We start from the raw sequence: 13,930 nt of genomic DNA, 5'->3' as shown, positions 1-13,930 counted from the left end.
CGAGGAGCGTTCCCGTGTCAAGCCCAAGTCCCGCGATCCAGAAGCCGCCCGGCAGGCGCCACGCCACTGCTCACCCTGCAGGTCGGCCATCGACGATCACCGCAGCTGTTCTTCTTGTTCTCGCTGCTTCCGCAGCAAACGCGCAGCAAGCTGCGGCACCGACGTCGGAGCCTTCGCTGGGGACCGTGGTGGTCACGGGGGTGCGCTCGTCCAACGCAAAGACGATTGCCGCGAAGAAGGAGTCCGCGGTGGCCGTCGATACCATCGCCGCCGACGAGATCGGCAAGCTTCCCGATTTCAACGTCGGAGATGCGCTCAAGCGAGTGACCGGCGTCAACACGCTGAGCTATCAGGGGGAGCCTCGGTTCGTCATCATTCGCGGACTGAATGCCAACTACAACGTCACGCAGATCGACGGCTTCGCCTTTGCGACAGCAGACATCGGAAGCCGGCAGATACTGATGGAAATGCTTCCGTCGAATATTGCGCAGCGAATCGATGTGACGAAGAGCTTTCTGCCTCAAAGCGATGGCGCCGCGATCGGCGGCATCGTCAACATCGTCACCGCCAACGCCTTCCAGCTCCCGGACAACACGGTCGACGTATCCGCGAAGCTGGGCCAGAACCTGATGGGCGACAAGTACGGCGGCTCGAAGCCAGGCGGTGAGGCTGCGGGCAAGTGGGCGAAGCGCTTCGGCGATCACAACGAATTCGGCTTGCTGACAACGGCCAGCTACTGGAGCCGCAGCATCAATGTGCCGCAAATCGAATCCGGAGGCACTCTGAACTGGTATGACCGCAACGGGAAACGCAGTTCCACGCCCTACTCCGGCAACGGCTATGCGGTTCCGACCGAGCGGCGCTGGTACAACTATGACAACAAGCGCGAGCGTCTTGGGTTGACGACGCGGCTGGACTGGAGGCCGGAAGGGCCGTTGTCTGGCCACCTGAGCGCCTACATGCTCAAGCAGAACGAAAAATCCAACAGAAACGACCTCGTCGCGGCTGTGAATGGAACGGCTGCCAATGCCAATCAGACGCCCACGTCGGGCACCTTGAACTCGATCGATCAGACCGCCCAGCTGGGGCGCTTGCGCTGGCAGCGGATGCTCTACGGCGCAAATGGCGAACTGGCCTATGAAATCGAGCCGGGGTGGACGGCCGACGTGCGGGGAAGCGTCTCCCGGTCGTCCGTGTCCAACCCCCAGACCTGGGACAACTTCGTGCAGAAGGGCATGTCCTTCAACTATGACACCAGCGGTGCGACGCCCGTGTTCAACGCAGTGAAACCGCTCGATGCGGGCAACCTGGCTCGCTACCCGCTGAACTACCACCGGGAAGACGCCACGGAGTACGCGCAGACGGTCTACGACCTGCAGGCGAACACGCGCCGCAACATGGAGAGCGACAGCCGAGGGTTTGGCTTTGGCCTGGGCGCGCGTTTTGTTTCGACACGCGCCGACACCTCCTTTTCGCGCTCGACATGGAGCGGGATGCCTTACAGCCTGGCTGCCGTCAGCTCGGGCACGATTTGCGGCTTCAATTGCAACGGCAGCGGCATTCCGGTGATCGATCCGGGCCTTGCCGATGCGGCATTTGCCGCCAACGCCGGCAGGGTGCAGGCTGCGATCGACACGGCCGCGCAGTACGGCGGAACCTACGGCTACCGCGAAGACGTCTATGCCGCCTATGCCCAAGGCCAGTACAAGACGGACCGCTTCCTGCTGGCGGGCGGCTTGCGGTTCGAGCACACGAGTTTCAACACCAATGGATTCCTTTCCACCAATGGCGCTTGGAATCCGGTGTCGGCCAAGAAGGACTACGACAAGCTCCTTCCCTCGGTCGTTGCCGTTTACGACACCACGTCATCCAGCAAGCTCCGGGTGGGCTTGTCGCAAACGATGGGCAGGCCGCGCTTCGATCAAATGGCGACTCGCGGAGGAGCATTGGCGTCCGGCGGAAGCGTCGCGACCCTTTCGCAGGGCAACAGCGATCTGAAACCACGGCTGTCGAACAACGTCGACATCGGCCACGACTGGTATCTCGACAACGGGCGAGGGATCGTTTCCGTCGCGGCGTTCTACAAGGAGATCAAGAACGAGATCTTCAACTACGGACAAACCCAGCAGATGCAGGTCAGTGGCGTGTCGACACCGGTGCTGGTCACGCAGGCACGCAATGTGGACGGGCTGGTCAGGCTGTCGGGCATCGAGCTCGGAGCGACGAAGGACCTCACGTTCCTGCCGGCTCCCTTCAATGGCCTGGGCATCAGCGCCAACGCCACTTTCACCCACGCCAACTATCCGGTCACGCTGACGGATGGATCGACCACGAAGCTGGCCGCACTGCCGCAGCAGCCAAGGAAGATCGCGAACATCGCGCTCTACTACGACCGCGGTCCGCTGCACGCAAAGATCGCCTGGAACTACGTCAGCAAGCTCTGGGACGACCGCTTCCCGAACTACAGCGCGCTGGGCTTCTATGCGAACCGCTACCAGCAGTCCACCAGGAATGTGGACCTGCAGATCGCCTACGACGTTTCGAAGCAGCTCAGCCTGACGCTGGACATCCTCAACCTCACGGGCCAGGGCATGCAATACAACTTCGGCCGTTCGCAGGAGTACGTCCAATCGGCATGGAAGCTTGCGCCCTCGGTTCTCGTCGGCCTTACCTACAAGCTGTGATGTTCGCTCTTCCTTATCCACACTTCAGCAGGATCTCCACCATGCTTCAGCGTCGTCTGTTTCTGTCCCGCGGCTCCGCCGTGGGGTGCGTTGCGGCTCTCGCCGGCACCGGTGCCGTATGTGCCGAATCGGCATCGAGCGAGGCGCCTGCGCACACCGTGCAGCCGCACCGTGCACCCCACGACGTCGGTCGAAAGTTCAGGGCCGACGGAACCGTGCAGCCCTTCGCCGGAAACACCTTCATCGGGCACGTCGGGCAGCAGGGTGCCGACTTCGACATGTTCGACCGGCTGCTGGACGTCTATCGAGACCTGCCGCGCCAGTCTTTCGCAAGGAAGCTCAGCATCCTGCCGCCGTCGAGCTATCACGTCACCGTCTTCGTCGGACTGAACGAGGTGGATCGCGGCAGGCCCAGGTGGCCCGGCGAGTTCTCGCCCGATACGCCCATGGAGGCTGTCACGCGCATCTATGCCGAGCGCATGCGGGCGCTGGACGCCACAACAACGGAGCCCTACGATTTTGTCGTCGACGGGAAACCTGCCCTTCGCAGCGAAGGCACGCTCCAGATCAAGCTCAAGCCCGCTCGCGCGGAGACCAAGAACCGGCTGGATGCCGTGCGGGGACAGCTGTCCCGGTTGACCGGCCTGCGGGACGCCAACCATGAGCGCTACCAATATCACCTGACGCTCGGCTACCTGCACCAGTTCCTGACGCCCGAGGAATCGGCCGAGATGCTCCAGGCGAGCGAAAACTGGGCGCGCAATGTTTCAGAACTCGGGCAGCCGTTGTTGATTCGCAAGCTTCAGTTCTGCGCGTTTCGCGACATGTTCGCGTTCAGGGTCGTTCATCAGGCTTGAAAACTGTTCTGCTCAACTCGCACTGTCATCTTCCGGAGACGGGTGAAATTCGCATGAAAGCGCACATATGGGCCGCCCGCCTTCGGCGGCATGTCCTTGCCATCGCCAGGTGCGCCTCGGTGCTTGCATCCGCGTTTGCGTTCCAGCCCTCGCATGCGCAGGTGCCGATGAAGAACGCGACCTTCGATGTTCGGGCACTGACGCGAGAAAACTTTTACGCGGTGCTCGAACCTCTTGCCAGAAAAGAGGGCGAGTTGATGCTTTACAACTCGGCGGGAGGTTTTGAAGACATCTGGAAGAACGGCCTGATTCCCCGCTTCGAAGCGCGCTATGGCGTGCGCGTGCGCTATCGCAACGTGAGGAACGGCTTGGCGAACCAGCAGCTCATCGCGGTGCACAAGGTCCGTCAAAACTCCCCGGCGGATGTCTATCTGGCCGGGAGCAGCGACAACTTCGCCGCCCTGTCCAGGAACGGGGTCATTGCGGATCTGGACCTGGGAGCGCTCCTGCCCGAATTGGCCACGGTGCCCCGAGCGCTGACAGAAGTGGTGTTCGGCGTGCGCACGCGCGGCACCTGGCCCGTGGTGCACGTCGGCCAAACTGCGATCGGCTATGACAGTGCGGTCCTGCCCGCAGACCAGGTGCCTCGCAGCTACGAAGAATTGCTCCGATGGGCGCAGCGCAATCCTGGCAGGTTCGTGATGACCTCTCCCGCCAAAGGCGGTGCCGGCGGCGCATTCCTGTTCTCGGCGGCGCTGCATTTCGCGCCGGACGACGCCTGCCGGACGAAGCTCTACAGGACACAGGCGAGCCCCGAGGATGCGCGCAGCTGGGCCATGTCCGACCCATGCCTGGAGGCGGCCTGGATTTACTTGCGGAGCCTCATGAAGGTGTCGGAGCTCGCCAATGGCAATGCGGATACCTTGAATCTCATCAACAACGGTCAAGCGACGATCGGCACCGTCTGGGAGGACCAGGTGCTTCGGTTCCAGCGTGCGCAGCTCGTGCCACCGAGCCTGCGCCTGACGCTTCTGGCCAGCGGCGAGGCGGCCAGCGGAGATGGCCTGATCGTTCCCGCCAACACGACCCATCCGGCCGCGGCGCTGTTGTTCATCGACATGGCGTTCGGCAAGGAATTCCAGGCCTGGAAGCTGGCGACCTACGGCTCGCGTTCGCTGCGCCCGGACGTACGCGCCGAACAGGTCCTCAGCACGGAAACCGCCGCATTGATGGTTCCCGCTGCGCAGTACGAAAAGCTGTCCGTGCCGATGAACTGGGCAGCAGCGCGCGCGTTGACGACGGCGTTCGAAGACAAGGTGCTCTCGCAGCGCTGAAAGGGCCTTTCCGGTGACCGAACTATCTTTGCGGCAGGTGTGCAAGAACTATGGCACCACGGCCGCGCTTCATCCCATCGATCTCGACGTTCGCCGCGGCGAGTTCGTGACCATCCTCGGCCCGTCGGGTTGCGGAAAGTCGACCCTGCTGCGGATCATCAGCGGCATCACTGCGCCCAGTTCGGGAGAGATCAGTCTGCGGGGCGCGAGGATAGAAGCGTTGCCCCCGGAGCGTCGGGACATCGCCATGGTTTTTCAGTCGTATGCGCTGTTTCCGCACATGACGGTGGGGCGCAATCTGGCCTTCGGCCTCAAGATGAAGCGCGTTCCGGCGGGCGCCCAGGCCGAGCGGATTGCACACGCGGTCGAGATCTGCCGGCTGGGCAGCTTGATGGATCGCATGCCGCGGGAACTCTCGGGCGGCCAGCAGCAGCGGGTTGCGCTGGCGCGCGCCATCGTCATGCAGCCGGCGCTGCTGCTCTTCGATGAGCCGCTGTCCAACCTCGACGCGAAGCTGCGCGACAGCCTGCGCCACGAATTGGCCGAGTTGCATCGCCGCGTCGGCACCACCAGCCTCTATGTGACGCACGATCAGGCCGAAGCCATGGCCATGTCCGATCGCATCGTGCTGATGAATGCCGGGCGCGTGGTCGAGATAGGGGTACCCATCGATCTCTACCGAAGACCGGCCCGGACGTTCACCGCCGAGTTCCTGGGGCAGACGAACCTGCTGACGCTGGAGGTTCAAGGCCGCGAAGCTCTTCTTCCCTGGGGAGCTCGCGTGCCTCTTTCCGCGGCCAACAGGACAACCGTCCGGGTCTCGATCCGACCCGAAGACGTTGCGGTCGCCGCCGATGAAAACGGAGCGGCCAGCATCGAATCCGTCTCCTTCACCGGGCCTCAGGTGAACTACACATTGCGCACGGGAGTGACCACGCTGCGGGCGACGACCTCGGGCGGCGGCGCCATCCTGCAGCCGGGCCAGCGCGTGTCCGTGGCGCTGAGTTCAGAACTGCATCCACTGGAAGAAGGCATGGAGGCTGAGCGATGAGATCGAATCGCATCGGCGCCTCGATCCGGGCTGTGGGCTTGCTGTTGCCGGGACTGGGCTTGCTCGGCTTGCTGTTCGGCACGCCCCTGCTCTGGAGCGTTCTCGGAAGCGTGGGCATCACGGCCGAGGCAAGCGGATTCACGCTGGCCCACTATTCGGAAATCTTCAACCGCCCCACGCTGCAGCGCGCGCTGATCCGGTCCATGTACTTCGGCATCGCACCGGTTACCGTGACGCTGGTGCTGTCGATAGCTCTTGCCTTGGTCCTGCGCAGACACTTTTGGGGACGCAAGCTGTTCAATGGCCTGTACAAGATGCCGATCGCGGTGCCCGGCATCATCGCCGCACTGGTTGTCCTGACGGTGGCGGAACGCGGAGGTTTCCTCGACAGGGCAGTGGCGCCATTCGGACTCCATCTGCCACCGCTGGTGCGCGATCCACGGGGTGTCGGCGTGATCCTGACCACGGTCTGGAAGCAGCTTCCTTTCATGACACTTGTGATCGGCGGTGCATTTGCCGCCATTCCCGAAGACATCGTCAGCGCGTCGCGCACCCTTGGGGCTGGCCGTTGGCGCACGCTGCTGCATGTCGAGTTGCCAATGGCCTTGCCGGGCATCTCCGCCGCCGTATTGCTGACCTTCATCGGGTCGATGGGCGCATTTGCCATTCCGGACCTGATTGGCGCGGCGGCTCCCCAGCCGCTGACCGTGCACATGGTCGCCGAATTCGGCAATGGGAACCTGCAGCTGGTCTATGCCATGGGGATGGTGCTGAGCGTCTTCGCAGTGGCGGTCCTGCTGGGCTACTACCACCTCGTGGGCCGGGCCACGCAGCTGCTGTCGGGCAAAGCGGAGCGCGATGATGACTAGATCTGCCGCTGCCGCCGATCGAGACACCCCGGTGCGTCCGCGCCGCTTCACCGCAGACGACCGTGTGTGGGTCTCGCTGGGTCTCTACGCCGCATTGGCGGTGACCGTTGGTCTCCCGCTGGTGCTCATGTTCCTGTGGAGCACGGCACAACGCTGGTCACCGCCGGGGCTGCTGCCTGGCCGCTATACGCTGGCGCATTGGACCCGGATCCTGGGCGACGACTCGATGATCGAAGCCGTGGTCAGCAGTGTGCTGATTGCGCTGACCGTGACGGCCCTGACTGCAGTGGTTTCCGTTCCCACGGCGTGGGCGCTGGCCAAGTTTCCGATGCGCGCCAAGCGGTTGATCGAGATTTTCATCCTGGCGCCATTGATCGTTCCGGGCGTGGTAGTCGCGGTGGGCTTGGGAGAGGTGTTCCTGCGACTCGGACTGATGTACACGTTTGCGGGCGTGGTGCTGGTGCAGATGGTCGGCACGCTCCCCTTGATGATCCGATTGCTGGTCGCGGCCTTCGAGACCATGCCCGACGAACTTCTGCACGCCGCGCGCTGCCTGGGGGCAAGCCCGTGGAGAGCCTTCGTGCATGTCGTTCTGCCCTTGTCGGTGCCAGCGCTGCTGGCCGGCGGGCTGCTGTCGTTCGTGGCCAGCTTCGAGGAGTTCGACAAATCCTTCGTGGTGGGCGCTCCCGCGGTCCAGACACTTCCGATCCTGCTTTACCAGTACCTCGATCCCTACTCCTTGCAGTTTCCGCTTGCATCGGTGGTGGCCATCGTCTTGCTGATTCCCGCCCTGGTGATTTTCCTGGTCGCGGGCCGAATCATGCGCGACGACGTATTGGCTGCGGGCATGGGCAAGGTGTGATGCCGGAACACGTCGTCAGGTCCTGCAGGACCGCCCAACTTGGAAGAGACCAATTCAATGCTTGAACTTTCATCCGGCGTGAGCATGCCTCCTCGGCTCGCGCTTGCACATGGCATTGTGGAGAGCGCTGCGGCAACCGCGCTGCACAGCTTCACACATCGCCGCGACGTGTCCATGCGCACGAAGCAGCCCCAGGACTTTGTCTCGGCTGTCGACGAGACCGTCGAAAGGTACATCCGGGAGCAGCTGTCGCGAACCCACCCGGGCGAACCCGTTTACGGCGAGGAATTCGGCGATGGAGAACGGGCCTCCGGCGCGTTGGCGGAAAGCACCTGGGTCGTCGATCCCATTGACGGGACGACCAATTTCCTGCGCGGCATCCCCTTGTGGGGCGTTTCATTGGGCTTCATCAGCGAGGGCCGGGCAACGATGGGCGTGATTGCCATGCCCGCATTGGGCTTGATCGTGGGTGCGCAGCGAGGTGCGGGCCTGTTCGTGAACGGGTTGCCCGCCACGCGCGAGACGGCCTTCGATGCCGTCCGCGTGGTCTCGGTCGGCGATGCGCATTCAGACATCGACCGCGCGGCGGCGACCACGATTGCGCTGCGCCGTGCCGGATGGGTGGTGGAGTCCTATCGTTCAACAGCCACTGCCATGGCATTTGCCGCCATCGGGTACCTCGATGGTCACATGCAGCACAGCGTGAAGATCTGGGACATGGCCGGCGGCCTGGCATTGTGCGAAGAAGCCGGGCTCCTGGCGCGCCACGCGCCGCTTTCGGATTGCGATGGATTCGTCATGGTCGGCACCCCGGAAGTGATGGAGGTCATCGAGCCTTTGACCTGAAGTTTTTTTCTCTTCTGTGCCGCTTCGGTCGATTCGCCTTGAACCGCACCGTATCTGCGGCGACTGCGTTCGAGGGCCACCGTCGGCCCTGCAATCAACATTTCTACCTTTGCGAGGATTACCTTGTCTTATCGAGCAAACAAAATTGCGCGGGCCGTGAGCGTTGGCTTGCTGTGCATTGCCCTTCAAGCGGCACCTCCTGCTTTCGCCCAGGCTGCCGCCGCGACACCGCCGTCCGTGGCCACAGCGCCGGAAAGAGTGCAGTCCGGGATGGCTGCCGCTTCGGAAGTGAAGAGTTCCGACAGGAAGAACGTCGACCCGATCGAGAACCCGTATGGGGTTCAGGCGCTGTGGAGGGGCTCCGACCTGGTCGCGCGGACGGTGCTCCTTCTGCTCGCGCTGATGAGCGCGGGGAGCTGGTACATCATGGTCGCCAAGTTCATCGAGTTGGCGAGGATGCACGGCTATGCCGGGAGCATGAATCGGAAGTTCTGGAATGCATCCTCGGTGCAGGAGGGGGCTGCGGCGCTCGAGAAAAACAGTCCGTACCGGTATGTCGCGCAAGCAGGGGCGGAAGCGGTTGCCAATCACTCGGGCCTCAAGCGCCACATTCCGCTTCCCGACTGGATTCCCATGAACGTGCAGGGCGCCGTGGATCGGGTGCATGCGAATGCGCACGGAGGCTTGGCATTCCTCGCCACGGTGGGATCCACGTCCCCTTTCGTCGGCTTGTTCGGCACCGTGTGGGGCATCTATCACGCGCTGACGGCAATCGGGCTGTCGGGGCAGGCTTCCATCGACAAGGTCGCGGGCCCTGTGGGCGAGGCATTGATCATGACCGCCATCGGTCTGGCTGTCGCGATTCCTGCGGTGCTCGGGTACAACTTGCTGGCCAAGCGAAGCAAGGCCGTCATGGATCAGGTGCGGGAGTTCAGCGAGGAACTCAACGCGGTTGTGGTCGGCTCCACGGTGCCATCGATGAGGGCGGGTCCGGATGCCGCCCTGGGCCGCATGGCGGCGGCATGAGCACCTTGCTCATTCAAGGTAGTACACCATGGCAATGACGGCCGGACCCTCGGCGGAAGGCGACGTGATTTCGGCAATCAACACGACACCCTTGGTGGATGTGATGCTGGTGCTGCTCATCGTCTTCCTGATCACCATACCGGCGGTGACCGCCTCCGTACCCGTTTCCTTGCCGAAGGAACGCATGGAGGTCCAGGAGGCCAAGCCTCGGACGGTCATCGTTTCTGTCGACAAAGGCGGAAGTATCTATTGGTTCGACGCGAAGTTGAAGGATGCGCAAGCGCTGTCGGAAAAGCTCAGGCCGCTGACGGCCATGAATCCACAACCCGAGGTGCAGATCCGAGGCGATATGGACGCCCGGTACGACAGTGTCGGCCGCATCCTGCTCGAATGCCAGCGCGCCGGGATCGCCAAAGTGGCTTTCATTACCCAACCCCCCGCGCTCGACGGCTAGCCTCGCACTCATCAAAAAGGGAACTTGCATGGCAAGAAAAACGAGCCGCCGCTTCGCGAGAAGAGGCGGCGACCACGAAATCGAACCCGACATCAACACCACGCCGCTGATCGACGTGATGCTGGTGCTTCTTGTGATGTTGATCATCACCATCCCGCTTCAGCTCCACGCGGTGAACATCGAACTGCCCGTCGGCACATCGACGGCAGCGCCCATCAAGCCGGAGAAGATTCAAATCGACATCGACGCCCGGGATGCCCTTTATTGGCAGGGGATGCCCACGACCGCGGAAGAACTTGGCAGCAAACTTCTGGAGGCTTCGCGGCCTGCGGTGCAGCCGGAGATCAGCCTGCGCCCGGACAAGGACTGCAGCTATGCGGCCTTCGCCCATGTCCTGTCTTCTTCCCGGCGCATGGGGCTTTCCAAGATCGCCGTTATCGGCAGTGAGCAGTTTGTCCAATGAGCACGTTGTCGAGAAAAGACTATCGCGGCAGTGATCCGTCGCGTCGCGTCATCGGTTGGGCCGTCGTTGCGGGTGTCCATGTTGTGGTTGGATACGCGCTGCTGAGCGGTACCACCCGGGGCACACCGGAAAGCACCAGGAAGCCGATGGAAGCCGTGGTCATTCAGGACGTGTTCCTTCCACCGCCACCACCGCCACCGCCTCCTTCGCCCAAGGAGGTAAAACGCGTGGTCTCCAAGGCGGCCCCCGCGCCGCCCATGTCGCGCGCACCCACGCCGCCGGCGCCGACCCCCTTGGCCGCGCCGGCGATTGAGCCGGCGTCAGCGCCTTCCGTTGCACCCGCGCTGGAGCCGGCCGCTGTGGCTCCTCCAGCGCCCACAGCACCCATCGCGCCGCCCGCGGCTCCAGGCCGCGTCGAAATCGGCGTGGCCTGTCCGACACAGGTCCGGCCCGAAATGCCTGCGGCAGCACTTCGAGATGGTGTCGATGGCGTCGTGAAGGCGCAACTGCTGGTGCGTGAAGGCATCGTGCGTGAGGTAACGATCGTTTCGGGGCCGAAGGTATTTCACGCGGCAGTGAAAAAGGCCGCGGCACAGTACAAATGTGCCAATCAGCCGACCGATGTTGTTGCCGTTCAGGAGTTCGTCTTCAAGAACTCGGACTAGCCCTCATCGATGAAGCAGCGCTCGTGATCCCCTCAGCCGCCGCGAGGCGGCTTTCCCAGGCCGAGCTTCTCCATCGCTTCGTGTGCGTCCACGACCATCAGCGCAACTTCCGCAACCGTGACCCGCAGGGCCGTGGCGCGTGCCCGCATGTGCTCGTAGGCCTGGGCCTCCTGCAGGCCCTGGGTCTCCGACAGCAGCCGGATCGCCTTCTCGATCTGCCGACGCGACTTGATGGTTTCCTCGAGCTTGCTGACCTTGCTTTGCAGCCGCTCCTGGTAGCCCCGCGACGAACGGGCCAGCACCAGCGTGCTCAGCACGCCGCTCGAGCGAAACGGCCGCGTGATGACGCCGTGGGCGCTGGTGTCGAGCAGCAGCTTCAGCGTGGTGGGGCTCTCGTAGTCCGACAGCGCAACCAGCGTGGCCTCGACGGCACTGGCGCTCCAGCTCGCGCTGCCCTGCAGTTCCTGCGACACCTGGAAGAAGATGACGTCGGTTCCCTTCGGCGGCTCGGCCGGGAACGGCCAGATGACCTTCAGGCGGCAACCGATTCGCTTGAGCTGGTCGAGCAGCACGTCCCGGTCTTCGCCCGGCGGATAGACGACCGCCACGCAGATGCTGCGGAGATCGTCGTAGAGGCGGCGCAGGCTGCTCATGGCCTCAGCTCAGCCAGAACTCGGAGAACCCGAAGGTCGAAAGGTACGGGTCGGGCTTCACCGGCCCCGCGCCCTGCCACACGACGTCGAATTGGCCGTCGGCGCGGCAGACGCCGATGCGCGGCGTCAGCATGCAGTGGTTGTTCTCGGCGTCGATCGACAGGCGGCCTTCCGGCGACTCGAAATGCACGCCATGCGACGCCTTGACGAGCTTGCGCGTGTCCAGGCTGCCGGTTCGCTCCAGCGTGCGCGCGAAAAGATGGACCTGGCTGTACGCCATCTCCGACCAGGTGCTGGTTGGCCGGTCGCCGAAGCGCGTGCGCCACAGTTCGACGAAGCGCGCGTTGCTTTCGTTCTGCAGCGAGTTGAAGTAGGTTGCCGCGGTGATGTGCCCCGCGCAGATGCCGGCGCCGGTCAGCCGGACTTCCTCCTCCGCCATCGACAGGCTGGCAATCGGCACGCGGTCGGGCTCCAGGCCATGCTCCCGGTAGATCTGGTAGAAGCGCCTGGCCGACTCGCCCACCATCGTGGAGAACACCACGGCAGGCTGCGCGGCCACGATGTCGCGCACGACCTCCTGCAGTTCGGCTTCGGTCGCCTCCAGCGGCAGATAGACCTCGTCGAGAATTTCGCCACCATGCTGCTCGACCATCTCGCGCATGACGCGGTTCGACTCGCGCGGGTAGATGTAGTCGGCCCCCACCAGGAAGAAGCGCGATCCCCTGTTCTTGAGCAGGTAGGCGGCAAGCTGCACGCTGTTCTGGTTGGGCACGGCGCCCGTGTAGATCACGTTCGGCGAATACTCGAAGCCCTCGTAGAACGAGCAGTACCACAGCAGCGCGTTGTTGCGCTCGATCACCGGCAGCACGGCCTTGCGGCTCGACGAGCGCGAGCAGCCGAAGATCACGTTGACCTCGTCCTCCAGCACCAATTGGGTGGCAAGGCGGCGGTATTCGGTGGAGTCGCCCTTGGGGTCATAGGCGATCGGCAGCAATGGCCGATCGAGCACGCCCCCCAGCCGGTTGATCTCCTCGATGGCCAGCACCGTGCCGAAGAAATGCTCCGATTCGGTCACGCCCGTGGCACCGGAGCGCGAGTACAACACGCCGATGCGCCAGCCGTCGTCGGCGGAGATGTCTGTGTCGGTGACCATCGGCGTTTCCTTCATCGGTCGAACAGGGTCTGCAAGAAATGCGGGTCGGGGTTTTCCTGCAGCGCCAGCATGAGCAGGATACGTGCCTTCTGCGGACTCAGGTTGTCCGCGAAGACCGCTCCCGCCGCCTTGAGCGTACTCCCGCCGCCCACGAATCCATAGACGGGCGCCACGCGTCCGTTGGGTACCCGGGTCGAGACGACGACCGCGATGCCTTGCCGGATCGCAGACTCGATCGCCTCGAACATCGGGACATTGACGTTGCCCAGGCCCAATGCCTGAACCACGATGCCCCCGGCGCCCTGCACCACCGCGGCGTTCAGCATGGCGCCGCTCGCACCGCCGTACATCGGCACGATCTCCACCGGGGGCAGCGCCTTGCCGCGCAGCGCCACATGCTGGCGACGCAGCGGCGAGCGCGAGAAGACCACGCGGTCCTGGTCGACCGAGCCTAGAAATCCGAAGTCGCCCGACTTGAAGGATTCCACCTCGCTGGTGTGCGTCTTGGTGACATCGCGGGCAGCATGGATCTGGTTGTTCATGACGACCATCACCCCCTTTCCTTTGGCTTCGGGGGCAAGGCAAACGCGAACCGCGTTCATCAGGTTGCGCGGGCCATCGAAATCCGGCGTGGACGCGTTGCGTTGCGCGCCGGCAAGCACCACCGGCTTCTCGCTGGCGAGCGTCAGGTCCAGGAACCAGGCGGCCTCCTCGAGCGTGTCGGTGCCGTGCGAGACGATCACGCCCGCCACGTCCGTCCGCTGCAATGCGGCGTCGACCGTCCGGCTCAGCAACGCCCAGTTATCCGGCCCCATGTGGTCCGAAGGCAGGTTGGAGAAGTCGTTCACCTCCAGCCGGGCCAGCTCCGAGATGCCCGGCACCGCCGCCAGCAGATCCTCGCCGGACAAGGCCGGCACGGGCACCTTCCGCAGGGGATCGATCTTCATCGCGATCGTGCCGCCGGTAGCGACCAGGACGCAGATAGGGAGAGTCATGTCTTCAGTCATCCTCCA

The 13,930-nt window shown here is 63.8% G+C and carries 14 protein-coding genes; 11 read left to right on the top strand and 3 right to left on the bottom strand.

Annotated elements, in window-relative coordinates; all coding sequences use genetic code 11:
- The first annotated feature begins 14 nt into the window (after nucleotides 1–14).
- The 11 genes from ACJ7Z0_RS02415 (at nucleotide 15) to ACJ7Z0_RS02365 (ending at nucleotide 11,111) form a co-directional block, all read left to right on the top strand.
- The gene (locus tag ACJ7Z0_RS02415) at nucleotides 15–2,684 is read left to right on the top strand and encodes a TonB-dependent receptor (RefSeq protein ID WP_434788505.1); all 2,670 of its coding nucleotides are present in this window, start codon (nucleotides 15–17) and stop codon (nucleotides 2,682–2,684) included.
- A 41-nt stretch (nucleotides 2,685–2,725) separates the two neighbouring features.
- Nucleotides 2,726–3,541, top strand: a complete 816-nt coding sequence (locus ACJ7Z0_RS02410; RefSeq protein WP_434788504.1) for a DUF1868 domain-containing protein — start codon at nucleotides 2,726–2,728, stop codon at nucleotides 3,539–3,541.
- A 167-nt stretch (nucleotides 3,542–3,708) separates the two neighbouring features.
- Complete coding sequence (locus ACJ7Z0_RS02405) at nucleotides 3,709–4,875, top strand: ABC transporter substrate-binding protein (RefSeq protein ID WP_434788503.1); 1,167 nt, start codon at nucleotides 3,709–3,711, stop codon at nucleotides 4,873–4,875.
- 13 nt (nucleotides 4,876–4,888) lie between these two features.
- Nucleotides 4,889–5,926 carry an ABC transporter ATP-binding protein gene (locus tag ACJ7Z0_RS02400; protein ID WP_434788502.1) on the top strand — a complete coding sequence of 346 codons (1,038 nt, stop codon included), beginning with the start codon at nucleotides 4,889–4,891 and terminating at the stop codon, nucleotides 5,924–5,926.
- A gap of 59 nt (nucleotides 5,927–5,985) precedes the next feature.
- Nucleotides 5,986–6,795, top strand: a complete 810-nt coding sequence (locus ACJ7Z0_RS02395) for an ABC transporter permease (protein WP_434788501.1) — start codon at nucleotides 5,986–5,988, stop codon at nucleotides 6,793–6,795.
- On the top strand, nucleotides 6,788–7,657 hold the full coding sequence (locus ACJ7Z0_RS02390) for an ABC transporter permease (protein WP_434788500.1): 870 nt from the start codon (nucleotides 6,788–6,790) through the stop codon (nucleotides 7,655–7,657). Before ACJ7Z0_RS02395 ends, ACJ7Z0_RS02390 begins: the two co-directional genes overlap by 8 nt.
- 39 nt (nucleotides 7,658–7,696) lie before the next feature.
- Nucleotides 7,697–8,503: an inositol monophosphatase family protein gene (locus ACJ7Z0_RS02385; protein ID WP_434788499.1), complete on the top strand. Its 807-nt coding sequence runs from the start codon at nucleotides 7,697–7,699 to the stop codon at nucleotides 8,501–8,503.
- A gap of 123 nt (nucleotides 8,504–8,626) precedes the next feature.
- Nucleotides 8,627–9,529: a MotA/TolQ/ExbB proton channel family protein gene (locus tag ACJ7Z0_RS02380; protein WP_434788498.1), complete on the top strand. Its 903-nt coding sequence runs from the start codon at nucleotides 8,627–8,629 to the stop codon at nucleotides 9,527–9,529.
- A gap of 28 nt (nucleotides 9,530–9,557) precedes the next feature.
- Nucleotides 9,558–9,983: an ExbD/TolR family protein gene (locus tag ACJ7Z0_RS02375; protein WP_434788497.1), complete on the top strand. Its 426-nt coding sequence runs from the start codon at nucleotides 9,558–9,560 to the stop codon at nucleotides 9,981–9,983.
- 28 nt (nucleotides 9,984–10,011) lie between these two features.
- Nucleotides 10,012–10,446 (top strand): ExbD/TolR family protein, encoded by a 435-nt coding sequence (locus ACJ7Z0_RS02370; RefSeq protein WP_434788496.1) that lies wholly within the window; start codon nucleotides 10,012–10,014, stop codon nucleotides 10,444–10,446.
- Nucleotides 10,443–11,111: an energy transducer TonB gene (locus ACJ7Z0_RS02365; protein ID WP_434788495.1), complete on the top strand. Its 669-nt coding sequence runs from the start codon at nucleotides 10,443–10,445 to the stop codon at nucleotides 11,109–11,111. Before ACJ7Z0_RS02370 ends, ACJ7Z0_RS02365 begins: the two co-directional genes overlap by 4 nt.
- Before the next feature lie 32 nt (nucleotides 11,112–11,143).
- Here ACJ7Z0_RS02365 and ACJ7Z0_RS02360 read toward each other — a convergent pair whose 3' ends face one another.
- From ACJ7Z0_RS02360 to ACJ7Z0_RS02350, 3 genes are read right to left on the bottom strand one after another with little or no spacing between them, the layout of a single operon-like run.
- On the bottom strand, nucleotides 11,144–11,764 hold the full coding sequence (locus ACJ7Z0_RS02360) for an ANTAR domain-containing response regulator (RefSeq protein WP_434788494.1): 621 nt from the start codon (nucleotides 11,762–11,764) through the stop codon (nucleotides 11,144–11,146).
- Between the two features lie 4 nt (nucleotides 11,765–11,768).
- Nucleotides 11,769–12,917, bottom strand: coding sequence for a transporter substrate-binding domain-containing protein (locus ACJ7Z0_RS02355; RefSeq protein WP_434788493.1), 1,149 nt, complete (start codon nucleotides 12,915–12,917; stop codon nucleotides 11,769–11,771).
- A gap of 11 nt (nucleotides 12,918–12,928) precedes the next feature.
- Entirely contained in the window at nucleotides 12,929–13,924 is a 996-nt protein-coding gene (locus ACJ7Z0_RS02350; RefSeq protein ID WP_434788492.1) for an asparaginase, read from the bottom strand.
- Nucleotides 13,925–13,930: the final 6 nt, after the last annotated feature.

Origin of the sequence: Variovorax palleresanus (assembly GCF_051144945.1) — a bacterium.
GTDB lineage: Bacteria > Pseudomonadota > Gammaproteobacteria > Burkholderiales > Burkholderiaceae_C > Variovorax > Variovorax paradoxus_S.
Note: the sequence above shows the minus strand (reverse complement) of the source record. Positions and strands in the feature narration are given on the sequence as shown.